Origin of the sequence: Methylocapsa acidiphila B2, from assembly GCF_000427445.1 — a bacterium.
GTDB classification, from domain to species: Bacteria; Pseudomonadota; Alphaproteobacteria; order Rhizobiales; family Beijerinckiaceae; genus Methylocapsa; species Methylocapsa acidiphila.
In genome coordinates, this window is sequence record NZ_KE386496.1 from 856,889 (window position 1) to 882,336 (window position 25,448).

Genomic DNA, 25,448 nt, shown 5'->3' on the forward strand with positions numbered 1-25,448 from the left:
GCGTTTGATCCGGGTCAACGCGTCAATCCTGCGAGTCCAATAGGAATAGACGGGCGCCGCCGGGGACGCGGCGAAGGCGCTTCCTTGATCGGCCGTTGATCGCGTTCATGATTCTGGATCATTTTCGTCCGAGATTAGCGCGATCGGAACAATATCCCTTTTGGAGTCGTCCATGTCCTACGCCAGCCTGATGGTTCATCTCGATCTCGACTATCGCAATGATGCGAGGCTCAAGATCGCAGCGGAACTCGCCGAGCGATTCAAGGCGCGCGTGATCGGCGTCGCGGCGCAGGCCGAGGTGACGCCGATCTATTACGCCGACGGCTATAGTTCGGCCTTCATCGCCGAACGCGATCTCGCCGACATCAAACAGCGGATGCAGCAAGCCGAGGAGCGGTTTCGCACGGCGCTTGCGGGACGCGTCGCGGACATCGAATGGCGCACGGCGATCGAGCGCCCGGGGCCCTTCATCGCGGAGCAGTCCCGCGCAGCCGATCTCATTATCGTCGGCAAGACCGCGAGCGACGAAGCCCTCGATCTGAACAGCCAATTCGACTCGAGCGATTTGATCGGCCGCGCCGGCCGTCCGCTCCTCTTTGTGCCGCATGAGATCGATTCGTTGTCCGCCGAACGAGTCCTCATCGCCTGGAAAGATGTGAGCGAGGCGCGACGCGCGGTCTTCGATTCTTTGCCGATCCTACAGCTGGCGCAACAGGTCATTGTCGCGGCGATCGACGAGGACGCCGATTCGCTCGCTGCGAATCGAAGCGTCGAAGATGTGGCGTCTTGGCTGAGCCATCACGGCGTGAAGGCCGTCAGCAGAGTAGAGCCCTTGCATGGACGCCCGGCCGAGCAGCTCGACGCGCTCGCGGCGAAGGAGGGCGCGGATCTGCTCGTCGCCGGCGCCTATGGACATAGCAAGCTGCGCGAATGGATTCTGGGCGGCGTGACGCAGGATCTCCTCAAGCAGACGTCCCGGTGCCATTTACTTTCGCATTGATCTCAATCGCGAAGCGGTTCGGAGCAAGCGGCGATGTTCGCCATGGTCCTGCATGAGATCGGATCTCCCCTCGCTTACGAGGAATTGCCGGATCCGACGCCAGGTCCGGGCGAGCTTCGCGTTCGGGTCGAGGCTTGCGGGGTTTGCCGCACCGATCTTCATGTCGTCGACGGCGAGCTACCGAACCCGATGTTGCCGATCGTCCCCGGCCATGAAATCGTCGGTCGAATCGACGCGTTGGGCGCCGGCGTTGAAGCTCTTTCGATTGGCCTGAGGGTCGGCATTCCCTGGCTCGGCCATGCCTGCGGGACTTGCGCCTATTGTGAGGACGGCCGCGAAAATCTTTGCGATCGGCCTCTGTTCACCGGCTATACGCGAAACGGCGGCTATGCGACCCATGCGGTCGCCGACGCGCGCTTCGCCTTTCCGCTGGACGATGAGGGTCCTGCAGCGCCGATCGCGCCCTTGCTTTGCGCCGGCCTGATCGGCTGGCGCTCCCTTGGCTTCGCCGGAGACGCAAAGATCCTCGGGCTCTATGGTTTCGGAGCGGCGGCCCATATCGTCGCGCAGGCGGCGAGAAAGCAGGGCCGCACGGTCTTCGCCTTCACGCGGCCCGGCGACGCTGAAGCGCAAGCTTTCGCGCTGCGGCTCGGCGCGGCCTGGGCTGGCGGCTCGGATGAGAAGCCGCCCGAACCGCTCGACGCGGCGATCATCTACGCGCCGATCGGGCCGCTCGTCCCCGCCGCGCTCGCCAATATCCGCAAAGGCGGAGTCGTCGTCTGCGCCGGCATTCACATGAGCGACATTCCGAGCTTTCCCTATAGCTTGCTTTGGGAGGAGCGACGCATCGTTTCGGTCGCCAATCTAACCCGTCAGGACGGCCTCGATTTTCTTGGCTTCGCCGCCCATGCGGGCTTGGAGACCTCGATCACGACCTATCCGCTCGAGCGTGCGAATGAGGCCTTGGCGGATCTGCGCGCAGGCCGCCTTCAAGGCGCGGCCGTGCTCATTCCTCCTGATGTCCGATCATAGAGACGCCGTGGCTCCGCCGTGAATTTCGGCGACAGCCTCGGTTGCGATTGCTTCGAGCGGACGCGTGGCGTCGAGCCGCCGCCAATCTATGTCTCCGGCAAGCATCTTCGCTTGCGCGGCGACGACCTCGGGCGTGGCGTCCGAGGCGTCGCGTCGCCGCGCCGCGACCCGATCGGCGAGCAGGCCAGTCGACGCTTCGAGCCAAATGCCGGAGAATCGCGCGCCCGCCTTGCGCGCGAGCTCGGCAGCGGCATCGCGCTCCGCCGCGTTGAGATGCGCGGCGTCGAGCACCACGCTCTGGCCGGCGGCGAGGGCGAGAGCCGCGAGATCGTGCAAGCGCGCATAGGTCTGAATTGAATGCTCTTTGCGATAAGCCGACTCCGGCAGGCGGTCATATTCGCCAAAGCCGAAGAGACGCTTGCGCTCGACGTCGCTGCGTAGATGCAGCGCGCCGGGCGCGCGCCCAATCAACGCGGCGATCGCACGCGCCAAGGTGCTCTTACCAGTTCCCGACCGCCCGCCGATCGCGACCAGATCGAGCGGGAACGGTCGGAGGAACGCGCCGGCCGCGACGAAATTCTTGTGCGCGAGCGCCAAGACGGACTCGGTCTTTGCGGGCTCGAGCTTCGTCACCTTGGCGCGAATCGCCGCCCGCAGAGAAAGAAACAGCGGCAACGCGGCAAGGCCTTCGATCTCTCGTTCAACGTCGTCGCAGGCCGAGACATAGCGATTCAAAAGCAGGTTGGCGTGATGGAGAAGGCCGCGGGTCCATAGATCCATCAGCAGAAAAGCGAGGTCGTACAAAATGTCGCAGGTCGCGATCGCGTCGTCGAATTCAATGGCGTCGAATAAGACTGGGATAGACTCGATCATGACGATGTTGCGCAAATGCAGATCGCCGTGGCATCGCCGCGCCTTGCCTTGCGCCTCGCGGGCCAAGAGAAGCGGCGTCGCGCGCGCGAAGGCGCCCGTCATTGCCGCACGCAGCGCCAACGCCTCGGACGGCGGGAAAATTTCGGGCGAAGCGTCCAGCGAGTCGAGCGTCTCTTCTATCTGTCGCTCGAGCGACAGTGTCGATCCGACTTCGACAGCGCGAGGCGCGCGGCGATGGGCGGCGACGATTTCGTCGGCGAGCTTCGCGACGATGTCCTGATCGAGCTCGCCACGCTCGGCCAAGCGATCGAGCGTGCGACTCTCGTCGAAGCGCCGCAGATGCACCGCCCATTCAACGATCGCGCCGGCGCCTTTGAGATTGAGGCCGTCCTTATCCCGCGAGATCGGAACGACGCCGAGATAAAGATCCCGCGCATTGGCTTTGTTAACGGCGAGCTCGTTCTCGCATGCGCGCCGTCGCAGCTCGAGAGTCGAAAAATCCATGAAGGGAAAATGTACCGCGCGTTTCACCTTATAGGCGTCGCGTCCTGCGAGAAATACCGCGGCGCCATGCGTGTCGATGCGCGTCACCGGCTCTGCGATCTTATGCACAGCGGGGTCGCTGAGAAAGGCGAAGACATCGGATTGGTCTTGCACGGCCTGCGCATCCATAACAGGTCCCCTCTTTTCCTCGGCGAACGGAATGCAGCCGCTACGAGAATGACGGCGGGCTGACATATATCAGCGCGCGCCTTCTCCGCTCCCGGCATGGTCTTCTTCCTATGGCGTCAATCCCGCGCCATCACGCGAAAGTAGATCGCCGATGCAGGTCCGCCTGTCGTCTCACGCCCGACCTATGGCGAAAATAGTTCTTGTCGACGACGATCTGCCCGTTCTGGGCTCGTTGCAGTTCATGCTTGAGGCGGAAGGATTTGACGTCGACGTGTTCGAAAGCGGAGCGACGCTTCTTTTGCAGCCCGTTCTTCCAGACAAGGGCTGCTTCGTCATAGACTATCATTTGCCCGAGATGGATGGCTTGGAGCTTCTAGCGCGGTTGCGCGACCGCCGCTGCGTTCTCCCAGCCATTCTTATTACAGGCGATCCGGACCAAACGATCGAGCACAAAGCGGCCGGCGCCGGCGTTTTGCTGGTCTTGCGCAAGCCGCATCTCGGCGATGGCCTGATCGAGGGAATACGCAAGGCGCTTCGCGATCATTAGCGCTGCGCCGGCGCGGGCCTCAATCAAGTCTGAAACACATAGGTCCCCGGCGCGTCGGGGAGCGCGCTTTGGCTGTCGAGGTGGGGCGGATCTTGCTCGCGGGTCGATCGTGCGGAGAGCCAGTGAGCCCATTCCGGCCACCAGGATCCTTCATGCTGCTCGGCCTGCTGAAACCAGCTGTCCGGGTCTAGATAGCGATCGTGCTCGTTCTTGTGGTGCAGCCGGTAATGCCGTCTCTTATGGCCCGGCTCCGATACGACGCCGACATTATGGCCGCCGGAGGTCAGCAGGAACGTCACGTCCGTGTCCGTCAGCAGATGAATTTTAAAGGCCGAGCGCCAAGGCGCGACATGATCTGTCTCGGTTCCGACCGCGAAAATCGGCGCGCGAATGTCGGTCAGCGCGACTGGGCGGCCATCGGTCTCGAAACGGCCCTCCGCGAGATCATTGTCGAGGAAGAGGCGGCGCAAATATTCCGAATGCATGCGATAGGGCAGGCGCGTGGCGTCGGCGTTCCACGCCATCAGATCCGTCAAAGGCTGGCGTTCCCCCATCAAATAGTCATGGACGATCTTCGACCAGATCAGATCCTTGGAGCGCAGCAGCTGGAAGGCGCCGGCCATTTGCCCGCCAGGCAGAAAACCCTCGCTGCGCATCAGATCTTCGAGAAAGCTGACCTGGCTTTCATTGATGAAGAGCGTCAACTCGCCGGCTTCGGTAAAGTCGAGCTGTGCGGCGAAAAGAGACAGGCTTTTCAACGTCTCGTCGCCTTCGCGCGCCATGGTCGCCGCTGCGATGGAGAGAAGCGTGCCGCCCAGACAATAGCCAACGCCTTGAATCTTTCGGCCGGGAAGAATGGCCTTGACCTGCTCGATCGCCGACATGACGCCCAAGCGCCGATAATCCTCCATCGACAGATCGCGATCGGAGGCGTCCGGATTGCGCCAGGAGATCATGAAGACTGTGAAGCCCTGGGCGACGAGATAGCGCACCAGGGAGTTTTCGGGAGAAAGATCGAGAATGTAATATTTCATGATCCACGCCGGGACGAAGAGGATCGGCTCCGCGTGGACCTTTTCGGTTTGCGGCGCGTATTGGATCAGCTCGATCAGCCGGTTGCGATAGACGACCTTGCCCGACGTCACAGCCACGTTGCGACCTGGAACGAAGGCCTCGGCGCCGGCGGGCTCGGCATGGGCCTCGCGCCTCGCCCAATCCTCCAAGAAATTGGCGAATCCATTGATGAGATTCGCGCCGCCGGATTCAGCCGTGCGGCGCAAGACGACCGGATTGGTGAGGATGAAATTGGACGGCGACAGCATGTCGAGAAGCTGACGAATGGTGAAGGCGACGACCTCTTCATGCTGCTTCTTGACGCCCGCAATTCCTGTCGTCGCATTGTGCCACCATTGCTGCTGCAGCAGGAATCCTTGCGACAGCAGATTATAGGGCCAAACGTTCCAATCCTCGGCCGCAAACCGCCGATCCTGGGGCAAGGGATCGATGCCGAGAGAGGAGCAGCGAGTCGGGAATGAAGTCGAGGCGACGAGTCCGAACCTTACCGATTTACGTATCGCCTTGCCGACGAGTTGCATCTGCTTGCCGGGTGAAAGCGCGAGATGCACGCCCCAATCGGAAAAGGCTTTGCCGAGAGCCATGGGCGAAAGCCCATTCGTGACCCTGGCCATCAAGCCGTGAACCGCATGATCGATGAGGCTCGCGGCCGCGTCCAGCGGATCGACGTCGTCCGTCCCCGCGTCTCGGCTTGCTGATGTCAGCGGCGTTTGCGCCAAAGAGGAGGCGTCCTTGGCCACGGAGGGCGTGCGGAGGACGACGAGCGCCGGCTCCGCCGCGCCTGATCGAGCCTCTGTCTGGCGATCATGATCGGGCGACGCAAGGGCTTTCGGAGCAAGGTCCTGCGACATAGGGAACTCCTGGTTTTATCGGCGCGCGGCAGCGCGCGCATTATGCGCGTTCAGCCGGAGCGACGGACTTTAGCGCAGCTGCAAAGCCGCGCTTTTGCGATTGCGCAAGCTTCGCCCAATGGCGGATCGATTTCGCGTCGAGCCACAGCGTCCTGCGCGACGACCGGCCACGCCCCCTCGCGCAGCGTTCGAGGCGGGATCATTCATTGATTTGAATAGATTATGCTGAAGTTACGGCAGTTGCACCAGTGTCGTCCGGGCGAAGGGGCGGAGGACGGCCATAACCCGCGTGACGCTTCCGCTTCGCGCTTTCAGCTTGCGACCCTTCGCTGAGCTTGTTACTCGAAGCGCATTCCCGCTTGGGAATGCTCCCCTACATCTTCTCCGTTGGAGCGAAAATCGAAAATGGCTTTGTCGCGGCGACCTTCCGCCTCCGCCGTGCCGCGCGCCGACGGCGCGCGTTTTCTCATTGTCGAGGCGCGCTTCTATGATGCAATCGGAACCATGCTCCTAGATGGCGCGCAGCAGGCCTTGGCCGCCGCCGGTGCCGCGCATGAGCTCGTCAGCGTTCCTGGCGCGCTCGAAATTCCGATCGCCATAACGATTGCGCTCGATGAGGCGGAAGAACGAAATCAGCCATACGCTGGCGTGATTGCGCTCGGTTGCGTCATACGCGGCGAGACCTATCATTTCGAGATCGTAGCGAATGAAAGTTCCCGCGCCCTCATGCAGCTCGGCGTCGCGCGCAAGCTGGCGCTCGGCAATGGAATTCTCACCGTCGAGAACGAAGCGCAAGCGCTGGAGCGCGCAAACCCGCAAAGCGGCGACAAAGGCGGCGACGCCGCTCGCGCCGCGCTCGCGCTTTATGGTCTGAAGCTTGAGATCGGAGCGCTCTGATGGCGGGCGCAGACGGACGCTCCGCCGCGCGATTGGCGGCAGTTCAGGCCCTCTATCAGATGGAGGTCGCGGAAAAGGGCTTGAATGAAATTTTCGCTGAATTCGAATCCTTCTGGATCGGCAAAGAGATCGAGGGCGAGCATTACAAGACCGCCGAGATCGCCTTTTTCCGCGACATCCTAACCGGGATCCTCGCCGACCAGGGCCCGATCGACAGGCTCATCGACAAGACATTGGCCGAAGGCTGGCCCCTGGCGCGGGTCGACGCGGTGATGCGGGCCATTCTGCGCGCCGGCGCCTATGAGCTGAAAAAGCGCTCTGACGTGCCGGCCCGCGTGGCGATCAAGGAATATGTCGACGTCGCCGGCGCCTTCTTCGGCCGCGAGGAGGCGGGAATGATCAACGCTGTGCTGGACACCCTCGCGCGCCGGCTGCGGGCGGTGGAGTTCGAGGCGCGCCCATAAACGAAGCGCGTCGCTGGCATCGGAGGGCCTGATGGATCTCGACGTCAAGGAATGCGATGGCAAGTGCCATTGTGGAGCGGTCCGCTTTCACGTTCAGCTGACGGATGGTTTTCATACGGCGCGCCGCTGCAATTGCTCTTATTGCAGAATGCGCGGCGCCATAGCCGTATCAGCCAAGCTCGACGGCTTCAGCTTGCTCGCCGGATGCGATGCGCTTTCCACTTACCAATTCAATACAATGTCGGCGAGACATTATTTCTGTTCCAATTGTGGCATCTACACGCATCATCAGCGCCGATCCAACCCCCAAGAATACGGCGTGAACGTCGCATGCTTGAGCGGGATCAGCCCATTTGACTTTAACGAGGTGCCCGTGCTCGATGGAGTCCATCATCCCTCGGACAATGAGAACGCCGGCGCGGCGCGGATCGCCGGCGTTCTGAGATACGTTCCCTACGATTAGGACCTTTGGGCGCGGCGTTGGGGTCCACCAATCTGCGGAAAAGGCGCATGGCGGTCCGTCGACGTGAAATAAACCCGCTCGGCAAGGCGTCATGTCACGTCCTTCGGAAGATGAGCTCATCGCCGAATTTTTCGCGCCGCTCGCCGGGCTGGGCGCGTTCGGACTGCGCGACGACGCCGCGAGCCTCGCGCCGCCGCCTGGCTGCGATCTCGTCCTGACCAAGGACATGCTCGTCGCCGGCGAGCATTTCTTTCCCGACGATCCGCCGGAAAGCATCGCCCGCAAGGCCTTGCGCGTGAATCTCTCGGATCTCGCCGCCAAGGCCGCCGAGCCACAGGGCTTTCTTCTCGGCCTCGCCTTGCCGGTAGATTGGACAGAAGATTGGCTCGCGGCCTTCGCGCGGGGGCTCGGTGGGGACGCTGAGGCTTATGGCTGCCCGCTGCTCGGCGGCGACACCGTCAAGACGCCGGGGCCGCTCACGCTTTCTGTGACGGCCTTCGGGGCCGCGCCGCGCGGGCGCATGATCCCGCGCGGCGGCGCGGCGGCCGGCGATCTCATCTATGCGACCGGGACAATCGGCGACGCCGCGCTCGGCCTTCAGCTTCGTCTCGATGCGGCGGAAGACAGGCATTGGACCCGCGCGGCTAGCCGGCACGCAAAGGCCTATCTCGCCGATCGCTACCTTTTGCCGCAGCCTCGTCTCGCGCTGCGCGAGCCGCTTCGCGCCCATGCCCATGCCGCCATGGATATTTCTGACGGGCTCGCCGGCGATCTCGCCAAAATGCTGCGGCTTGCGGGATTAACCGCCGAGATCGAGGCCTCGGCGCTTCCCTTGTCCGACGCTGCGCGGGAGGTTCTCATGCGCGCGCCTGACGTTCTTCCGATCATTCTCGGCGGTGGCGACGATTACGAAATCCTCTGCGCAATTCCCCCAGAGCGAAGGGCGGCTTTCGAGGCGGCGGCGGCGGCGGCTGGATGCGCGGTCTGTGCGATCGGGGAGGCCGCGCCGGGGCTGGCGCCGCCTGCGTTCAAGGACCAAGAGGGGAAAACGATAGCCCTCGCCAAGGCGTCCTATCAGCATTTCTAGGCGTTGATTGCAGACGCGCCGCCGCAATTGCCTAGAGAGGCTCTTTCTGCAAAGCTCGCCCCCGCTTGAATAAAAACACAGCAATAAAATATCGCCGACGCTTCGATAGCGCTCGCGGACGCGGAAGCCGGTGAATCCAAAAACAACAATTCAGGGCAGGAAACCAATGCTTTCGATTTGGCTGATCATTCTGGCGGGGCTCTTATCAATCGTCTATGGCGTCGTGACGTCGGCAAAGCTGATCGCCGCCAGTCCCGGCTCGCCTAGAATGCAGGAGATCGCCGGCGCGATTGCGGAAGGCGCGCAAGCCTATTTAAAGCGCCAGTATTTGACGATCGCCGCCGTCGGAATCGTGATCTTTCTGGCCTTCGGCTACTTTTTGTCCTGGACGATCGCGGTCGGTTTCTTGATCGGGGCCGTGCTCTCGGGCGCCGCCGGCTTCATCGGAATGAATGTGTCGGTGCGCGCCAATGTGCGAACAGCGCAAGCGGCGTCGGAATCGCTTGCCGCCGGCCTCGATATTTCCTTCAAGGCGGGCGCGGTCACAGGCTTGCTCGTGGCGGGCCTCGCGCTGCTCGGCGTCTCGGTCTATTTTTATGTGCTCACCGATCCGCTCAAGCACGCGGCGAACAGCCGCGAGACGATCGACGCGCTCGTCGCTCTCGGCTTCGGCGCTTCCTTGATCTCGATCTTCGCCCGCCTCGGCGGCGGCATCTTCACGAAGGGCGCCGATGTTGGCGCCGATCTCGTCGGCAAGGTCGAGGTGGGCATCCCGGAGGACGATCCGCGCAATCCGGCGACGATCGCCGATAATGTCGGCGACAATGTTGGCGACTGCGCCGGCATGGCGGCCGATCTCTTCGAGACCTATGCGGTGACGGTCGTCGCCACCATGGTGCTGGCGTCGATCTTCTTCACCGGCCAAGAGGTTCTCGTGCCGGCCATGCTCTATCCGCTGGCGATCTGCGCGACCTGTATCGTCACCTCGATAGCAGGCACCTATTTCGTCAAGCTCGGGCCGAACAACTCGATCATGGGCGCGCTCTACAAGGGACTTGTCGCAGCCGGACTCCTGTCAATCCTGGGCCTCGCCGTCGCGACCCAGTTCACCGTCGGCTGGGGCGAGATCGGCTTGGCCAATGGCGTCGCAATCAAGGGATCGCACCTCTTTTTCAGCGGGCTCATCGGGCTGCTCGTCACCGGCCTCATCGTGGTGATCACCGAATATTACACTGGCTCCGGCAAGCGTCCGGTCGTCTCTATCGCCCAGGCCTCGGTGACGGGGCACGGCACCAATGTCATCCAGGGCCTCGCAGTGTCGCTCGAATCGACAGCGCTGCCGGCCCTCGTCATCATCGGCGGCATCATCGCGACGAGTCAGCTCGCGGGGCTTTTCGGCACGGCGATCGCGGTGACGACCATGCTCGGCCTCGCCGGGATGATCGTCGCGCTCGACGCCTTCGGTCCGGTAACCGATAACGCCGGCGGCATCGCGGAAATGGCGGGATTGCCCAAGGAGGTCCGGCGCGTGACCGATGCGCTCGACGCGGTCGGCAATACGACGAAAGCGGTCACAAAGGGCTATGCGATCGGTTCAGCCGGCCTTGGCGCGCTCGTGCTCTTCAACGCCTATAGCCATGATCTCGAGCATTTCATCGCCAACGCCGATCAGTTTCCTTACTTCAAAGGGATCGGAATCGTCTCGTTCGACATCTCCAACCCCTATGTCGTGGCGGGCCTGATTTTCGGCGGCATGATTCCCTATCTGTTCGGCGGCATCGCCATGACGGCCGTCGGGCGCGCGGCGGGCGCCGTCGTCGAGGAGGTCCGGCGCCAGTTCGCTGAAAAGCCCGGCATCATGCAGGGGACGGAGCGGCCCGACTATGGCCGCGCGGTCGATATGCTGACCAAAGCGGCGATCAAGGAAATGATCGTGCCCTCCCTGCTGCCGGTTCTTGCCCCGCTGATCGTCTATTTCGGCGTGCTCTTCATCTCCGGCTCTAAGGCTTCGGCCTTCGCCGCGCTCGGCGCGTCGCTGCTCGGCGTCATCGTCAACGGGCTTTTTGTGGCGATCGCGATGACCTCTGGCGGCGGCGCTTGGGACAACGCCAAGAAGAGCTTCGAGGACGGCTTTATCGACAAGGACGGGGTCCAGCATTTCAAGGGCGGCGACGCGCATAAGGCGTCGGTGACCGGCGACACGGTCGGCGATCCTTACAAGGATACGGCCGGTCCTGCGGTGAACCCCGCGATTAAGATCACCAATATTGTCGCGCTGTTGCTGCTCGCCGTCCTCGCGCATTGAGCCGAGCGCCTGCTCGCGCGAAGGATAGTTCGATGGAACGACGTCGCGATGTTTTGGAGCAATATCCAAATGTCGCGACGCTTCAAAAAACGCCGCCATTGATCCGATAATTTTCGGCGGGCGGCGTCAGCTGAACTTGAGCAAGTTGAGGAACATGCCTTTCAGGAAGGTCGACTCGGCTCCGGCCGTCGGCGTCGTGCGCGAGACGAAATCGAACAATTTGCCGTCCTGCATGCCGTAATTCGCGATTCGATCGACCTTTTTCGCCTTGGTGAAATAGACCGCGAAGACGCGCTGATCGACCACCGTCGGTTTCATGAACTGGAATCCGCGATCGGTTTTCTGCGTGATATAATACCAAGCGTCGCCGCCGACCGTCGATGTGGTCGTCGGCGTGCCCAGCAAGACCAGGATCTGCTCGGCCGAGGCGCCGGGTTTAACCTGATCCACGGCTTTTGAATCGAGCTGATACCCGTGGACGACTTCTCCATTGTATCCGAGGCAACCGCCGAGTCCCGACGCGAGAGCCGCTACGAGGGCGAGTTTGGCGCCCGCTGATCCCAGTCGCAAAGCGCGAGTCCTAAAACAGGCGGCCGACGCATCATCGAACCACATTCTTCGAGCCTCCGGCCTGGCGCGCAATCGCCTGCTGATTGCGGCGCGCGCTTGTCTTCTCATCGGTGCGCCGCAATGCTAGCGGGGCAATCCTAACGTTTCGTATTCGACTAAAAAGCGAAACCTCAAGACCGGGCGCGCCGCCGTTTTCGTTCCCGCGCGAGGACAAGACCTTGCGCGAGGGCGAGAAGCTTCGACCAAATCTGCGCTTACGGGTGATATTGCGGTTGCGCCAACGCCAGCCGATGCCTAACTCCATGCCATATCAAATGCAAGCACGGCGGCCAAACCAGACTCCGGGACAAGATTTTGGACCGAGTCGCACCAAATCTGGCGTCCGATCTTTAGGATCAAGAAACTCAAGCAGCATGCTTTTTCCGTTCGTCCGCCGCGCCGCTAACCGAAAAATGATTGATCGCCTCCATGGCGAGATCGTTGCCGCCGCCCGTAACCCGATTTTGTTTACGGATTATGCGATCGAAGACAATTTCGAGGGGCGCTTCGAGGCGGTCACGCTCCACGCGGCGCTCGTCCTTCGGCGCCTCAATGCGATGCCGCGCCCGGGACCGGAATTGGCGCAGGACCTGATTGACGCCGTCTTTCGTCATTTCGATATCGCCTTGCGCGAGACGGGGATCGGCGACATCGCGGTGCCGAAACGAATGAAAACCTTGGCCGAAGCCTTTCTCGGCCGCGGCGCCGCCTATGACCGCGCTCTCACCAGCGGCGAAGAAGTCCTCGCCGCGACGCTCGCCCGTAATGTCTATGCGGATCGCACAAACGCGATCCGTCTTTCACGCTATGTCAAAGCGACGGATCGCGCGCTTGAAACGGCTCAGCTCGAGGTCTTTTCCATCGGGCCTGTCCCGTTTCCGGAACCGTCGGCGATCGCTTGAGCCAATCTCGTCGCCTACCTTTGGCCAATTCAGCCCCCAGCCCACCGATTCTGTGCGCGCGACATAAAATCAAGCGGGACATTTGAGTGTTCGTTATCTATTTGCAACGGCGAGGGGCGGCGGGATCGCGCGATCAAGCGCTTTCGCCGCCAGCGCGATTGAGGCGACTGCGATGAAGTCGAAAGGCGATCTTGGTTCAAGATCTCAACGGACTGACGCCGGCAAAGCGCCGCCGCTTCCGCGCGGAGAAAATTTTTCGCGGCTGCTGTCTGTCGACGACGTGCCGGACGAGGGGCTTAAGATTTCCTTCCGCGCAGACGAAGGCGAATGCGGGGCAATGGCGCGGCGCGCTGGACTGATCGGGATCTCTGATCTCGAAGCAGACCTGACGGTGAAGAAGCTGCCCGGCATGCTGTTCAATGTCGGCGGCGTCTTGCGCGCGCGCGTGACGCAGGCTTGCGTCATCAGCCTCGATCAATTCGAGACCGAGCTCTCCGCCGAAATTGACGTTGATTTCGCGCCGGCCGCAACTGCGAAATCTCTCCGCGCTTCTAGCGCAGATGACGAGATCGCAAGCGGCGCAGTGGAGTCCTCTGGCCAGGTTCGCGACCCGCCTGATCCGATCGTCGATAGCCGCATCGATCTCGGCGCCTTGGCCGAGGAATTTCTGATACTCAGCCTCGATCCTTATCCGAAAAAGCCCGGCGTGAGCTTTGACGAGGCCGAAATATCGGGCGACGCCGTCGAGAAGGAGTCGCCTTTCGCGGTCTTGAAAAAGCTTACGGATGAAACCTGAAGAAGCGGCGTCAAAAGATCAGATTTCCGCGATCTGGGCCCGTAAATGCTCCGGGTCGACGCGCTGGTCTTGAGCTTCGGGAGAAAAAAGAGCTTGAACAAAAGGGATTTCCCAGTGTTTACCCATGATTGAAGCGGCCAAGGGACGCCGCACCTCCAAAGCGCCATCGTGGCGCGCGTCCACAGCTACGCGTCAGAAGGTGCGCATCGAACCGAATGATTAAAGGAAAAATCGCTTGGCCAAATCCCCCACGGCTCGAGTTGAAAAGACCTGCGCGACGCTCCGACTGTTTCGGCTGCGCAGCCGCGCATAGACGAAAGCCGCCCCGAACGAACCTCGCTGCGAAAGCGAGGGGCCAAAACCAAGATGCGCATGCAGCGAGCGTTGTCGTCAGAACTTTTCTTTCCTCGCGCGGCGCCGGCGGCCAATGGCGGTCGAATCGCGTTGCGCGTTCTCGTCTCGGCGCATTTACGAAGAGGCATGGCCGCGCTCGTAAAAACGACCGATTCCAAGACTTCCTTTTTGGACCTGACGCGGCTTCTCCTCGCCGCCCTGCTGAGATCCCCGGGCCACGAGATCCGCGGATGAGCCAAATTCCGTCAGTCCCATTGGTTTCGCTAGGCGGCGACTGCGAGATCTTCCTCCGTCGCCCGGAGTCCGCGGCAATATGAATATGACGAAGCCAGTTCGCATAGCGCTCGACGCCATGGGCGGAGACCATGGCCCTGAGGTGATCGTTCCGGGCGCCGCGCTCGCGCTCGATCGCCGCCCGGATATGGAATTCATATTCTTCGGCGACGAGGCCCAGATCCGGCCGCATCTCGACGCCCTTCCGAAGCTCGCCGCTGTTTCCACTCTGCATCATACGAGCGTCGCGGTTCGCATGGACGACAAGCCGAGCCAGGCCCTTCGCGCGGGGCGGCGGGAATCGTCCATGTGGCTTTCGATCGATGCGGTGAAGAAAAATCACGCCGACGCCGCGGTTTCCGCCGGCAACACAGGCGCGCTTATGGCGATGGCCAAGACCTGTTTGCGGATGATGCCCAATATCGACCGGCCGGCGATTGCAGGGATCTGGCCGACCATTCGCGGCCGGAGCATCGTGCTCGATGTCGGCGCGTCGATCGGGGCCGATGCGAAGCATCTCGTCCATCTCGCGATCATGGGCGCAGCGATGGCGCGCATTGTCCTCGGGGTCGAGCGCCCGACGGTCGGGCTGTTGAATATCGGCGTCGAGGAGATCAAGGGGATCGAGGAGGTGAAGTCGGCTTCGCGGCTTTTGCGTCAGATCGCGCTTCCAGACCTTGATTATCTCGGCTTCGTCGAAGGCGGCGACATCGGGCGCGGCGTCGCCGACGTGGTCGTCACCGAAGGCTTCGCCGGCAATATCGCTCTGAAGACGGCGGAGGGAACCGCCAATCAGATGGCAAAATATCTGCGCGACGAGCTCGGGCGCGATTTCATGTCCAAGATCGGCTATTTTTTCGCCCGGCGCGCCTTCGCGGCGCTCAAAGCGAAAATGGACCCGCGCAACGTCAACGGCGGGGTGTTGCTCGGGCTCGAAGGCGTGGTGATCAAAAGTCACGGCGGCGCGGACGTCGTCGGAACCGCTGTCGCCATTGAAATCGGCTATACGATCGCCCGGCATCAGCTTCTCGGCAGGATCCGGGCGGCGCTCGCTCGGTCTCATGATGGGCAAGCCTGGCCGCCGAAGATTTCAACGGCCGATGAGGAAAAGCCTGCGCAAGCAGCGCAGTCGGGAATATAAGAGGCTTTGGTTTTTATGGATCAACTATTGTGACCGATGCGGCGCAAGGCAGGCTTCGTTCCGTCGTCGTTGGGCTTGGCTCCTATCTTCCCAAGCGCATCGTCAGCAACGCCGATCTCGAAAAGGTGCTGGAGACAACCGACGAATGGATCGTGCAGAGGACCGGCATCAGGCAGCGTCACGTCGCCGCCGAGGACGAGCCGACCTCTCAGCTCGGCCTTCACGCGGCCAGGGCCGCGCTTGCCGACGCAGGTTTGACGGCTGAGGATCTCGATCTCGTCATTGTGGCGACATCCACGCCGGACTTCACTTTTCCGTCGGTCGCCACCCAGATCCAAGCCGCGCTCGGGATGAACCATGGCGCGGCCTTCGATGTGCAGGCGGTATGCTCGGGGTTCGTCTACGCTTTGGCGACCGCGGACAAATTTCTTCTCTCAGGTTCGCATCGCCGGGCCCTGGTCGTCGGCGCCGAGACTTTCTCGCGCCTCGTCGATTGGAGCGATCGCTCGACTTGCGTGCTTTTCGGCGACGGCGCGGGCGCGGTGGTCCTCGAGTCCCGGCCGGGGGATGGGACAGCGCGAGATCGCGGCGTCCTTACCTCTCACCTTCGCTCGGACGGACGCCATCGCGACAAGCTTTATGTGGACGGCGGGCCTTCTACTACGAAAACCGTCGGCCATTTGCGGATGGCGGGCCGCGAGGTCTTTCGCCATGCAGTCGGAATGGTCGCGGACGTCGTGACGGAAGCATTCGAAGCGACAGGCACGACTGCCGCGGAGCTCGATTGGTTCGTGCCGCATCAAGCCAACAGGCGCATTATCGAAGCTTCGGCCGAGAAGCTCGGGATTGCGTCGAGCAAGGTCGTCGTTACGGTCGATCTGCACGGCAACACATCAGCAGCTTCAATTCCTCTGGCTCTCGCCGTAGCGCGCGACGATGGTCGGATCAAAGCGGGCGACCTCGTGATGATTGAAGCAATGGGCGGTGGATTTACATGGGCTTCCGCACTGATCCGCTGGTGAGGCCGACAAGGAATCGCCGAGACTCCGAGACGCCTTGATTTGACATGAAATTTGTACCAAACTTCGAAAATCGCGCATTTGTGGTAAAAATGATCCAATAATTATTGCGCGCAAAAGTCATATTCCTGTCGCAAGTTCCGAAAGACCTTAACGGCTCATGGATTTGCACTGACGACGAGAGATTGCCCAGCCTCATCCGCCAATTGGCGGCTGTTGGTTGGGGTCGCGTCATCGGATTTGTTGCGCTGCGCGCAAGCCGTTCAGCTGGGTGTGGACGGACCGATTTTCGAGAATGAAGAATGACAAAAATTGCAGCCATGTCCGCTGCCGGGGAGCATGAGGCGCAGCCCGCCAAACCGGCAAAGGATTCTTTGGCGCCCATGGGCTCGCGCACGATCACGCGCGTCGATTTGGCGGAAGCCGTTTACCGCAGCGTGGGATTGTCGCGCAAGGAATCGGCCGTCTTGGTTCAAATGGTGCTCTCCGAGCTCGCCGACGCCTTGGCCGTCGGTGAGACAGTCAAACTTTCCTCTTTCGGCTCCTTCGTGGTAAGGGCCAAATCGGAACGCATCGGACGCAATCCGAAAACCGGAATTGAAGTGCCGATAACGCAACGCCGCGTCATGGTGTTCAAGCCTTCGAGCGTGCTCAAGGCCCGGATCAACGGACATGCGGCGCCGGACGAGGCGGATTAGATTCTGATCTTTGGTAAGACGTCGCGCCCGGTCGCTTTTCCGTGAATCATGACGCAGAGTGGCGAGCGCCGTCGTACCGGCCTCGCCATACGTTCGCCGGAGCGCCTGCAAGATGGAGAAAAGCGCCGAAGCCTTTCGGACCATCAGCGAGGTCGCCGAAGATCTCGGCCTGCCGCAACATGTCCTTCGGTTCTGGGAAACGCGCTTTTCCCAGATAAAGCCCTTGAAGCGGGCCGGCGGTCGCCGTTTTTACCGCCCGCACGACATTGAGATTTTGCGTGCGATCAAGCGTCTGCTTTATGCCGAAGGCTACACGATCAAGGGCGTGCAGCGGCTGTTTCGGGAGCAGGGCGCCCGCGCCGTCGCCGCCGCCGGCCAACCGCCGGAGGACGGCGGCCCGGGATTAGCCGTGGCCGGAGCGACGAAGACGTCGACGGCACTAAGCGAGGCGAATCGCGGGGCGGGCGCGGCCTGGCGCGATGATGAAGCGCAGGACCCGAACGACGAGATCGAGCCGTTGGCCTCGGACGATAGACGGCCGGCGTACAGCAATCTTGCAAGCGCCGCGGGAGCAAGTGACGGGGACGCCCGTCCAGAGATGGCTTGGCCGAGTTCCCTGCTCATCAAGGATGTCGCCATCCTCCGGGCCGCCGTCGCCGAATTGGAGGAATGCGAGCGCGTCCTAGCGATGGTTCGCCGGCCATAAGCGACGCGTCGGGCTTTCGTCGCCCTTGCGCGAAATCACGGCGAAACGTTGCGCGCCCGTCCAGCTTTCTCTATAACCGCCGCAGTCGGAGTGTAGCGCAGCCCGGTTAGCGCACTAGTCTGGGGGACTAGGGGTCGTGGGTTCGAATCCCGCCACTCCGACCATCTTTATTCCGGCTCGATCCCGGAGCGCGCCGTTTCGCGCTGAACCGATCCGTTCCACTCACAAAATTTCTCTCGGGCGAGAGCTGCGGCCTTGGTTTTGCTTGCAAGACGGGGCCGCTGCGCCGACTGGCCGCGCGGTCGAATCCGTTCCGGCCGAGTTTGCTCATGAGGAATTTGAAAAAGCAGCTCGATTGCTTCGACCGCTTGCCCGCGTCGCTTAGAGCCACGCTCGCTAACGCCGCATTCGACTGGGATGCGACCTTGGTCGCCTCAGCCCTCGAAGTCGGGGCGGCCGCCGAAGGCGTCATTGCGCGCATCCTCGATGACGAGCAGCGGAGGCTTCCGATCGACGCTTATGTGATGTATGGGCCGGATCATCCGGGCGCCGCGCGCAGTGTCCAAGCGAATTGGCTAAGATACTACCACTATCCGGCGCGGTCCGGCGGCTATTGGTGGAATCGTTGAGGCGCGGAGCTTGCGGGGAGACGCAATTTGCGCTTTGGGCGTTGCAGAGGCGGCGCCGTTCTTGCTCTCTGCTTAATGCCAAATAGATGTCTCGGATTATGAGCGCCGTCTCGCGCAGCGCAATCGGGACATCCCGGATATAGATAGGATCGGAACGGTTAGAATATTCAAATCATCGGACTACCGGTCGTAAGAACAGCTCATGCGGCCTTTAAAGATTGGGCCTCCAAAGGCGCGAATACGGGAAATATAAAATGTTCGAAGGATGGCTGATACAGGTGACCTCGGGAAATCCCGCCGAAGGGGAGCAGGAAGTGGAGCTCTATGCTTCCTGGGTGCCCAAGGAGGACGACGCGGTCTTGAACGTGATTAAGACGTTCAATCTGAACGATGATCATATCGTTTCAATGGTCATTGATCTTCCCAAAGAGACCTTTGAGAAGCTCGGCCTGAAGCCCGGCGAGGCGGGGCCCTACCGCGAAGTCGACTGATTACCGGCCTTCTGATGGCTTGACTGCCGCGCGCCTTGACCGCCTGACGCGCGCGGCCTGGATCATGGCCTTGGACGCGTTCTAACGAATGAACGCATTCGGGCCAGTTGCCGAAACGTCAGAACTTAAGCATATGAAGCTTTCCAGAGGCGTCCGGGGACGCGGCTCAACCGCAACACCCTCGGCCCTGGACTCCGTTGCCAATGTTCACGCCGGCAAATAGGCGCAGTCGAGAAGGGCGCTATTTACGAGAGCGTCCAATGGAGCCGAGCAGGCTTTCTCGCTTGGCGCGCGGGGGCTGGCCAAATCGATGAAAGCCTGTTTCACGGATAGCGATGGATTAAACCCCGTAGCCGTCAGCCATTGGTTGCCTTGAAATCAGAAACGACAAATTCAAAGAATTTTGCGATGTCATATGTCGCACCCTTTTCTTTGAATTTCTGATTCTGGACTGTATAGCTGCCCAATCCCTTCTGTGTCGATTTGTCGATGAACATTACCTCATAGCTACCATTGCTGAGATCATCAAGAGTAAAAGCTTCGATGTCTTTTCCAGCAACCTGAAATTCTAACCGTGGTAAAGCCATGTCTTGCCTCCTGGCTTAGAGATTGAAAGCAAAGGCGACATACACCAGGTTGACGACTTAAGCCAGACCAGAGCAGGTCTTCCAAATGAAAAAGTCGAACGGTCTTACGGCGCGTCGGAGAATGCTTGCAGTAACCCGCGTCTATTCATTGGCGGTCGCTTCGACCTGGAGCTTGGTCAAAAGCGCACCTGGCGCCTGGATCGCAGTCAGGTCCGCGAGGCTCAGGCCCTCGGGGGCCGCCACGACCATGTGAAATGTCTTTGGATTCGCGATAAACTGGGCCAGCGCAGCGCTGATCGTTTGCGCCGCTGGTCCATTTTCAAGCAGCATCGGCAGGTAGACGCCCGCCGCTCTTGCATAGGTCCGGCGCATATCGGCGATGGATTTATGTTGCCGCTCAGCTTGCGAGACTAGAAGTCTGTCGAAAAAACCTGTGTTTTCAATAGATAAGTCGATCTTTTTCACCGTCGCCGCCAAGGCGGCGACGATCGCCGTCGTCCGCTCGGTTGTGAAGAGATCCCGCGACACATTGCTCAAAAGCCCGGAGAGCCGCAGGCTTCCCATATCGGCGCCTTGAAATGTGATCGTTTCGACGGCGAGGTCGCGGCTCTTCTCATCCCACGCCATCGCGATGTGACTCGAGAGGTCGAGTTCCGAATAGCCCATAGAGGCGAGAGCCTTTGGCGCGGCGTCGCCGCCTTGATCGAGCCTATAGGTTAAATGCTCGAGCAAAGCGTCGATCCGCGCAGGAGCCCCATCCGCGTGATAGGCGCCGCGAAATTCCAGCCGGCTAGCAGCGAACTCGCAGCGAGATCCTTCACGCCCCGGCCTCGCATCCGCCACGGCCGCGTGGAGGCCGTTCAAAGCCAGCACCTCAAAAGGGGGGGCCGAATCAGGACCGACTGCGCCCACCGCGGTCTCTAGGCTCTTTCCCTGCATTGGGCCGAGCGCATTCTGCAATCGCGCGACGCCGATCCCTTGAAAAGCCAGCTTTTCGACGCCGATCTTGGCCGCATGCGACGCGAAATCCAAATTCTCGATTTCCAGCGCTTCGATCCGGCGGTCTCGGAAACCTTTGATCGCAATTTCGCCGATCGAGACACGCGCCGGTCGATCGCCGTCCGCGTTGAATTTCAGATCGCTGATTTTCAGCTGGTCGATTGCGACCGAATCGAAAAGATCGGCATAAAAAGAAGGGAATGACCTCTCTGCCTCTTGCACCGCATCAGCAGCCGCTCCGGCGCGGTCCGCGCGCATTGGCCGGCCGCGCACGCCGGCCGCCTTTATCGCACCGGCTCCGATCTCGAAATGAGCGCGCGTGTTTGAAAGATGAAACCCTTCAATCTCGGCTTCATCGTAGAGCAGCGACTTGGCTTCCGCCGGATCGGATATCGAGCCGGCCATGATCCGCGCCGCGAGGACGAGATCGACGGCTTTCGCGATCATGCGTCCATAGGCGCCCTCGGATTCACCGAGTTCCGCGCCGTTGATCGAAAAGCTCGCGCCCTCGACGGTTACGGCGGCCGCCTTGCCTCGGACGACGTCCTTCAGCAAAATGTCGCGATAGGTCGTTGTTTGCTCGATGGAGGCGAACTTCGTCGAGGCGATAAGCTCGGGAATCGCGACAGTCGCCGCCGAGAGGCCGGCGAGCCTATCGGCGAACGGCGTCGAGCTTTGAGGATCAAAAATCAGCGCCAATTCACCGGCGGAGTTGGACGCGCCGGCGAGATCGATGCGGCGGATCTTGAAGCTCTCGAACGCCGTGTCGATCGCGACATTCTCGAGGCTCAGAGACCCAGAGGCATCGAGCGCCCAGGCCGAGCCACCCAAAAACGAATTCTTGGCGTCAGGACTGAGCCGAACAGATCCGATGCGAACCGACGCGCCGGCCATCGTCCATTTGAGGCCGCGCAGGAGCAGAGCGCCAGACTCGACGCTGACCTGATCTGCCGTGGGTGACTTGCCGAGCGCCCCGACGCGGTCGAATGCGGCGCGGACCACCCGGTCGGCAAGAATATCGACCGAACCGATCGCTCCGGCGGCCGCAACGCAAAGACAGGCTCCGACGCGGGCGACGGTCTTCCAGCGCATCGAACCTCTCGCGGGCCGAAGGAGGCGACGGAATGTCGCTAGATTAGCATTGATAACATATCATAGCACAAAGCGGCGCTGGTCTCGCTCCGTCCCGCGCTGTGTGGAATGAGTTCTCATCAGCGCCACCGTCACGTCAGCTTTGCGACGTGGAACTCACGAGCCGCAATATCCATCATGCGGGCTCTCAGCCTGCGACTGGCGTGGACCTAGGAAAAGAGCTAGCGACCGAGTCCCGCCGCTAGCAAAGCTGGGCGTTGGGAAGGGCCTAGACTGCGAAGCTCGAGCCGCAGCCGCAGGAGGCGGTGGCGGCAGGATTGCTGATCTTGAACATCCGGCCCATCAGATCGTCGATGAAGTCGATCCGGCAACCACGCAGATATTCAAGCGAAATCTGATCGACCAGGACAGTTGCGCCCTCCCGCTCCAGTACGAGATCGTCCTCGGCGCGTTCGGTCGTGACGTTATACGTATAAGTAAAGCCGGAGCAGCCTCCGCCATCGACCCCGACACGCAGACACGAGCCTTCTGGCTCTGTTTTCAAGATCTCGGCCACCCGGCGGGCGGCGGCGACGGTCAGTTCGACAGGGGCTTCGAGGGCGACTTCAGTCATATTGAAAACCTCTGCTGGATATTTGCCCAGATTAGCAAGCAAAACTCATGCTAAAGATGGGGGCGCTTGCCTGGATATTGAATAGGGAACATATGACGCGGGCCCGGCGACCACAATAAGCCGGAAAAAGGAATCGGAATTCATGCCGGCTTTTGAGTTTTTGCCTAAGCGCGCGCCCTATGCCGCGGACGCCACGCAAACGCGCGGCCGGCAGATCGTCGAGCCGAGTTCGCCGACCCGAACGGAATTCCAGCGCGATCGCGACCGAATCATCCATTCAACCGCCTTCCGCAGGCTCGCCCACAAGACGCAGGTTTTCGTCCCGCATGGAGGCGATCACTTTCGCACGCGGCTCACCCATTCGATCGAGGTTGGCCAGATCGCCCGCGCCCTCGCCCGCGCCCTCGGCCTCGACGACGATCTGGCCGAGGCGCTGGCTCTCGCGCATGATCTCGGCCATACGCCCTTCGGACACACTGGCGAGGACGTTCTCGACGAGCTGATGGGTCCTTATGGAGGATTCGATCACAATGCGCAGGCGCTGCGGATCGTGACAAAGCTGGAAAGGCGCTATGCGACTTTCGACGGGCTCAATTTGACCTGGGAAACCTTGGAGGGGCTCGTCAAGCATAATGGGCCGCTCTTAGGGCCAAATGGCGATCCGCTCGGACGCTACGCCAAGCGCGGGCTTCCCGTGGCGATCCTCGAATTCGACGCCGTTCAGCCGCTCGATCTTTCGCATCATTCAAGCGCCGAGGCGCAGGCGGCGGGCCTCGCCGACGACATTGCCTATAATGCGCATGACATTGACGATGGCCTGCGCGCCGGATTGATCGATTTTTCGCAAATCGCCGAGGTCGATTTCCTTCGTGATATCGGAAGTGAAATCGAATCGCTTCATCCAGGATTGGAGCCCGCCCGCGTCGTTCACGAGATCGTCCGCCGCCTCATCACCCATTTCATCGAGGATGCGATCGAAGAGAGCCGGCGGCGCATCGCGGCGACCGGCGTCGCCGGCGCATCGGACGTCCGCGCCCAAAGTCTGCCCGTGATCGGATTTTCGCAGGCGACGACAAGCGTCGATCGGATGATCAAAAGCTTCCTCTACAAAAACATGTATCGGCACCATCGCCTGACCCGCATTCGCGATCAGGCGGCGGAAGTTATCAGAAACCTGTTTCCGAGATTTTTCGAGACGCCGCATTTGATGCCCGAGGAATGGGCCGAGGCGGCGGCGAGGATCGGCCCTGAGGAGGCACGACGCGCGCGTCTCGTCTGCGATTATATTGCAGGCATGACCGATCGTTATGCCGTCGCCGAACATCGCAGGCTTTTTGACCAGGCGCCCGATTTGCGTTAGAGCGCGCCAGCAACGCCGGAGCTTGAAATTTCAATTCAAAGATACGCTATAACACTTTGATCAAGATATTTTTTTATCTTAGCTAAAGCTGCTCGTCATGCAGAGTTGGACCAAATGAACCTGTTCGCCGAGTTTCACGACCGCATCGCGGAAATCTTGCAAAGGATCGTCGCCAGCGGCCGTTTGCCGAAGGATCTCGATCTAAGCCGCTTCGTGGTCGAGCCGCCGCGCGACCCCTCGCATGGCGATCTCGCTTCCAACGCGGCAATGGTCTATGCGAAGGAGGCCAAAGCCTTTTTCTTCAATCCGCGCCAACTCGCCGTTGAGGTCGCCGTCGCACTCGCGGAGGATCCCGATGTCGCGGAAGCGGAAGTGGCCGGGCCCGGCTTCATCAATATTCGGGTCAGGCCTCATGTCTTCACGCGCGTCTTGCAGGCCGCGCTAGATCAGGGCCCGCGTTTCGGCAAGCCGGCCGGCGGCGGCGCCCTGAAAGTCAATGTCGAATATGTCTCGGCGAACCCGACTGGCCCCATGCATGTTGGCCATGGCCGCGGCGCGGTCTTTGGCGACGCGCTCGCCAATTTGCTCGAATTCGCCGGCAACTGCGTGACGCGCGAATATTATATCAATGACGCCGGCGCCCAGGTCGACGTGCTCGCCCGCTCCGCTCATTTGCGTTATCGCGAGGCGTTGGGCCAGACGATTGGAGCGATCCCTGAAGGCCTCTATCCCGGTGACTATCTGAAGAGCGTCGGCGCGGCTCTCGCGGAAAAATATGGCGACCGGCTCGCCGCCTCTCCCGAAAGCAAATGGCTGGAGGACGTCCGCGCGACGGCGATCGACGCCATGATGGGGATGATCCAAGACGATCTCGCGGCGCTCAACATCGCGCATGAAGTATTTTTTTCGGAGCGCTCGCTGACCCGAGGTCCGGACGGCGACCAAGTCGCTGCCGCAATCGCCGAACTGCGGCGGCGCGGTCTCGTCTATGAGGGACGCCTCGCGCCGCCCAAGGGGCAGGCGATCGAGGATTGGGAGGATCGCGAGCAGGTCTTGTTCAGGTCGACTTCTTTCGGCGACGACGTCGATCGGCCGCTTCTGAAATCGGACGGCGCCTATACCTATTTTGCATCCGACATCGCCTATCACAAAGCCAAAATCGATCGCGGTTACGCCGTCCTCATCGATATTTGGGGCGCCGATCATGGCGGCTATGTGAAACGCATGCATGCCGCGGTCGACGCCTTGTCAGATGGGGGCGTCAGTCTCGACGTGAAACTTTGTCAGCTCGTCAAATTAATGCGTCGCGGCGAGCCGGTGAAAATGTCCAAACGCTCGGGCGATTTCGTCACTTTGCGCGAGGTCGTCGACGAAGTCGGCGTCGACGCCGTGCGCTTCATCATGCTTTTTCGCAAGAACGATGCGCCGTTGGAATTCGATCTTGCAAAAGTCATCGAGCAGTCAAAGGACAATCCGGTCTTCTATGTCCAATATGCCCATGCGCGAGCGAAATCGGCTTTGCGCCAGGGACTTGCGATAATTCCCGGACTCGATCTGTCAGCCGGCGCGCTCGGCAGGGCGGATCTCGGCCTTTTGATCGATCCGGGCGAACAAGAATTGATCCGGCTCATCGCGCAATTTCCGCGCGTTATCGAGGCGGCTGCTCATGCGCATGAGCCGCATAGAATCGCCTTCTATCTGCATGATCTGGCGTCAAGCTTGCATTCGCACTGGACTCGCGGCAAAGATCGACCACAATTACGATTTCTTAATGAAGAACAGCCAGATCTTACGGTTGCAAGGCTAGCTTTAGTAAGTGCTTTGGCGACGGTCCTTGAGTCTGGGCTTGGCGTTTTGGGAGTCGGCGCCCCAGACGAAATGCGATAGTTTAGATCGTTTCACGTTTTTGATTGG

24 protein-coding genes and 1 tRNA gene are annotated in these 25,448 nt (G+C 61.1%); 19 read left to right on the top strand and 6 right to left on the bottom strand.

The window, feature by feature from the left end:
- Positions 1-172 precede the first annotated feature (172 nt).
- Both METAC_RS0105560 and METAC_RS0105565 read left to right on the top strand, forming a co-directional pair.
- Positions 173-1,000 (top strand): universal stress protein, encoded by an 828-nt coding sequence (locus tag METAC_RS0105560; protein ID WP_026606255.1) that lies wholly within the window; start codon positions 173-175, stop codon positions 998-1,000.
- 33 nt (positions 1,001-1,033) lie between these two features.
- Positions 1,034-2,032, top strand: coding sequence for a zinc-dependent alcohol dehydrogenase family protein (locus METAC_RS0105565; protein ID WP_026606256.1), 999 nt, complete (start codon positions 1,034-1,036; stop codon positions 2,030-2,032).
- Here METAC_RS0105565 and METAC_RS0105570 read toward each other — a convergent pair.
- Positions 2,027-3,577, bottom strand: a complete 1,551-nt coding sequence (locus METAC_RS0105570; protein ID WP_026606257.1) for a bifunctional aminoglycoside phosphotransferase/ATP-binding protein — start codon at positions 3,575-3,577, stop codon at positions 2,027-2,029. The two genes, METAC_RS0105565 and METAC_RS0105570, sit on opposite strands and share 6 nt — an antisense overlap.
- Positions 3,578-3,761: 184 nt before the next feature.
- Here METAC_RS0105570 and METAC_RS0105575 point away from each other — a divergent pair, with 184 nt between their 5' ends.
- The gene (locus METAC_RS0105575; protein ID WP_051335406.1) at positions 3,762-4,124 is read left to right on the top strand and encodes a response regulator; all 363 of its coding nucleotides are present in this window, start codon (positions 3,762-3,764) and stop codon (positions 4,122-4,124) included.
- Between the two features lie 23 nt (positions 4,125-4,147).
- Here the strand turns inward: METAC_RS0105575 and METAC_RS22510 are convergent, their stop codons facing one another.
- A complete protein-coding gene (locus tag METAC_RS22510; RefSeq protein ID WP_084143466.1) occupies positions 4,148-6,049 on the bottom strand; it encodes a PHA/PHB synthase family protein in 1,902 nt (633 codons plus the stop codon).
- A 405-nt stretch (positions 6,050-6,454) separates the two neighbouring features.
- Between METAC_RS22510 and ribH the strand changes: the two genes are divergently transcribed.
- The 5 genes from ribH (at position 6,455) to METAC_RS0105610 (ending at position 11,265) form a co-directional block, all read left to right on the top strand.
- On the top strand, positions 6,455-6,946 hold the full coding sequence (ribH, locus tag METAC_RS0105590; protein WP_036256044.1) for a 6,7-dimethyl-8-ribityllumazine synthase: 492 nt from the start codon (positions 6,455-6,457) through the stop codon (positions 6,944-6,946).
- A complete protein-coding gene (gene nusB / locus METAC_RS0105595) occupies positions 6,946-7,410 on the top strand; it encodes a transcription antitermination factor NusB (RefSeq protein WP_026606260.1) in 465 nt (154 codons plus the stop codon). Before ribH ends, nusB begins: the two co-directional genes overlap by 1 nt.
- A gap of 31 nt (positions 7,411-7,441) precedes the next feature.
- Positions 7,442-7,873 carry a GFA family protein gene (locus tag METAC_RS0105600; protein WP_026606261.1) on the top strand — a complete coding sequence of 144 codons (432 nt, stop codon included), beginning with the start codon at positions 7,442-7,444 and terminating at the stop codon, positions 7,871-7,873.
- A gap of 91 nt (positions 7,874-7,964) precedes the next feature.
- Positions 7,965-8,960, top strand: a complete 996-nt coding sequence (gene thiL / locus METAC_RS0105605) for a thiamine-phosphate kinase (RefSeq protein ID WP_026606262.1) — start codon at positions 7,965-7,967, stop codon at positions 8,958-8,960.
- 166 nt (positions 8,961-9,126) lie between these two features.
- A complete protein-coding gene (locus METAC_RS0105610) occupies positions 9,127-11,265 on the top strand; it encodes a sodium-translocating pyrophosphatase (RefSeq protein WP_026606263.1) in 2,139 nt (712 codons plus the stop codon).
- Between the two features lie 126 nt (positions 11,266-11,391).
- On the opposite strand, the gene METAC_RS0105615 is transcribed toward METAC_RS0105610, so the two are convergent.
- On the bottom strand, positions 11,392-11,835 hold the full coding sequence (locus tag METAC_RS0105615; RefSeq protein ID WP_036256046.1) for an outer membrane protein assembly factor BamE domain-containing protein: 444 nt from the start codon (positions 11,833-11,835) through the stop codon (positions 11,392-11,394).
- A gap of 452 nt (positions 11,836-12,287) precedes the next feature.
- Between METAC_RS0105615 and METAC_RS0105625 the strand changes: the two genes are divergently transcribed.
- The 9 genes from METAC_RS0105625 to METAC_RS0105675 all read left to right on the top strand — a co-directional run bounded on the left by METAC_RS0105625 (position 12,288) and on the right by METAC_RS0105675 (position 18,883).
- The gene (locus METAC_RS0105625) at positions 12,288-12,776 is read left to right on the top strand and encodes a ubiquinol-cytochrome C chaperone family protein (protein WP_245257424.1); all 489 of its coding nucleotides are present in this window, start codon (positions 12,288-12,290) and stop codon (positions 12,774-12,776) included.
- A 337-nt stretch (positions 12,777-13,113) separates the two neighbouring features.
- Positions 13,114-13,572, top strand: a complete 459-nt coding sequence (locus METAC_RS25120) for a YceD family protein (RefSeq protein WP_198017172.1) — start codon at positions 13,114-13,116, stop codon at positions 13,570-13,572.
- Positions 13,573-14,245: 673 nt separating this feature from the next.
- Entirely contained in the window at positions 14,246-15,340 is a 1,095-nt protein-coding gene (gene plsX, locus METAC_RS0105645) for a phosphate acyltransferase PlsX (protein WP_026606268.1), read from the top strand.
- A gap of 29 nt (positions 15,341-15,369) precedes the next feature.
- Entirely contained in the window at positions 15,370-16,362 is a 993-nt protein-coding gene (locus METAC_RS0105650; RefSeq protein ID WP_026606269.1) for a beta-ketoacyl-ACP synthase III, read from the top strand.
- Between the two features lie 380 nt (positions 16,363-16,742).
- The gene (locus METAC_RS0105655) at positions 16,743-17,057 is read left to right on the top strand and encodes an integration host factor subunit alpha (protein ID WP_026606270.1); all 315 of its coding nucleotides are present in this window, start codon (positions 16,743-16,745) and stop codon (positions 17,055-17,057) included.
- A gap of 112 nt (positions 17,058-17,169) precedes the next feature.
- Positions 17,170-17,763, top strand: coding sequence for a MerR family transcriptional regulator (locus METAC_RS0105660; RefSeq protein WP_026606271.1), 594 nt, complete (start codon positions 17,170-17,172; stop codon positions 17,761-17,763).
- A gap of 86 nt (positions 17,764-17,849) precedes the next feature.
- A tRNA-Pro gene (locus METAC_RS0105665) sits at positions 17,850-17,927 on the top strand.
- Between the two features lie 165 nt (positions 17,928-18,092).
- The gene (locus METAC_RS0105670) at positions 18,093-18,392 is read left to right on the top strand and encodes a DUF6525 family protein (protein ID WP_026606272.1); all 300 of its coding nucleotides are present in this window, start codon (positions 18,093-18,095) and stop codon (positions 18,390-18,392) included.
- A gap of 254 nt (positions 18,393-18,646) precedes the next feature.
- A complete protein-coding gene (locus METAC_RS0105675) occupies positions 18,647-18,883 on the top strand; it encodes a hypothetical protein (protein WP_026606273.1) in 237 nt (78 codons plus the stop codon).
- A 356-nt stretch (positions 18,884-19,239) separates the two neighbouring features.
- Here the strand turns inward: METAC_RS0105675 and METAC_RS0105685 are convergent, their stop codons facing one another.
- The 3 genes from METAC_RS0105685 to erpA all read right to left on the bottom strand — a co-directional run bounded on the left by METAC_RS0105685 (position 19,240) and on the right by erpA (position 22,174).
- Positions 19,240-19,470: a hypothetical protein gene (locus METAC_RS0105685; RefSeq protein WP_026606274.1), complete on the bottom strand. Its 231-nt coding sequence runs from the start codon at positions 19,468-19,470 to the stop codon at positions 19,240-19,242.
- Between the two features lie 141 nt (positions 19,471-19,611).
- On the bottom strand, positions 19,612-21,561 hold the full coding sequence (locus METAC_RS0105690; RefSeq protein ID WP_026606275.1) for a hypothetical protein: 1,950 nt from the start codon (positions 21,559-21,561) through the stop codon (positions 19,612-19,614).
- Positions 21,562-21,829: 268 nt separating this feature from the next.
- Positions 21,830-22,174, bottom strand: a complete 345-nt coding sequence (gene erpA, locus METAC_RS0105695) for an iron-sulfur cluster insertion protein ErpA (protein ID WP_026606276.1) — start codon at positions 22,172-22,174, stop codon at positions 21,830-21,832.
- A 142-nt stretch (positions 22,175-22,316) separates the two neighbouring features.
- On the opposite strand from erpA, the gene METAC_RS0105700 reads away from it, so the two are divergent.
- Entirely contained in the window at positions 22,317-23,534 is a 1,218-nt protein-coding gene (locus METAC_RS0105700; protein WP_026606277.1) for a deoxyguanosinetriphosphate triphosphohydrolase, read from the top strand.
- 114 nt (positions 23,535-23,648) lie between these two features.
- A complete protein-coding gene (gene argS, locus METAC_RS0105705) occupies positions 23,649-25,421 on the top strand; it encodes an arginine--tRNA ligase (protein ID WP_026606278.1) in 1,773 nt (590 codons plus the stop codon).
- The last annotated feature ends 27 nt before the right edge of the window (positions 25,422-25,448 follow it).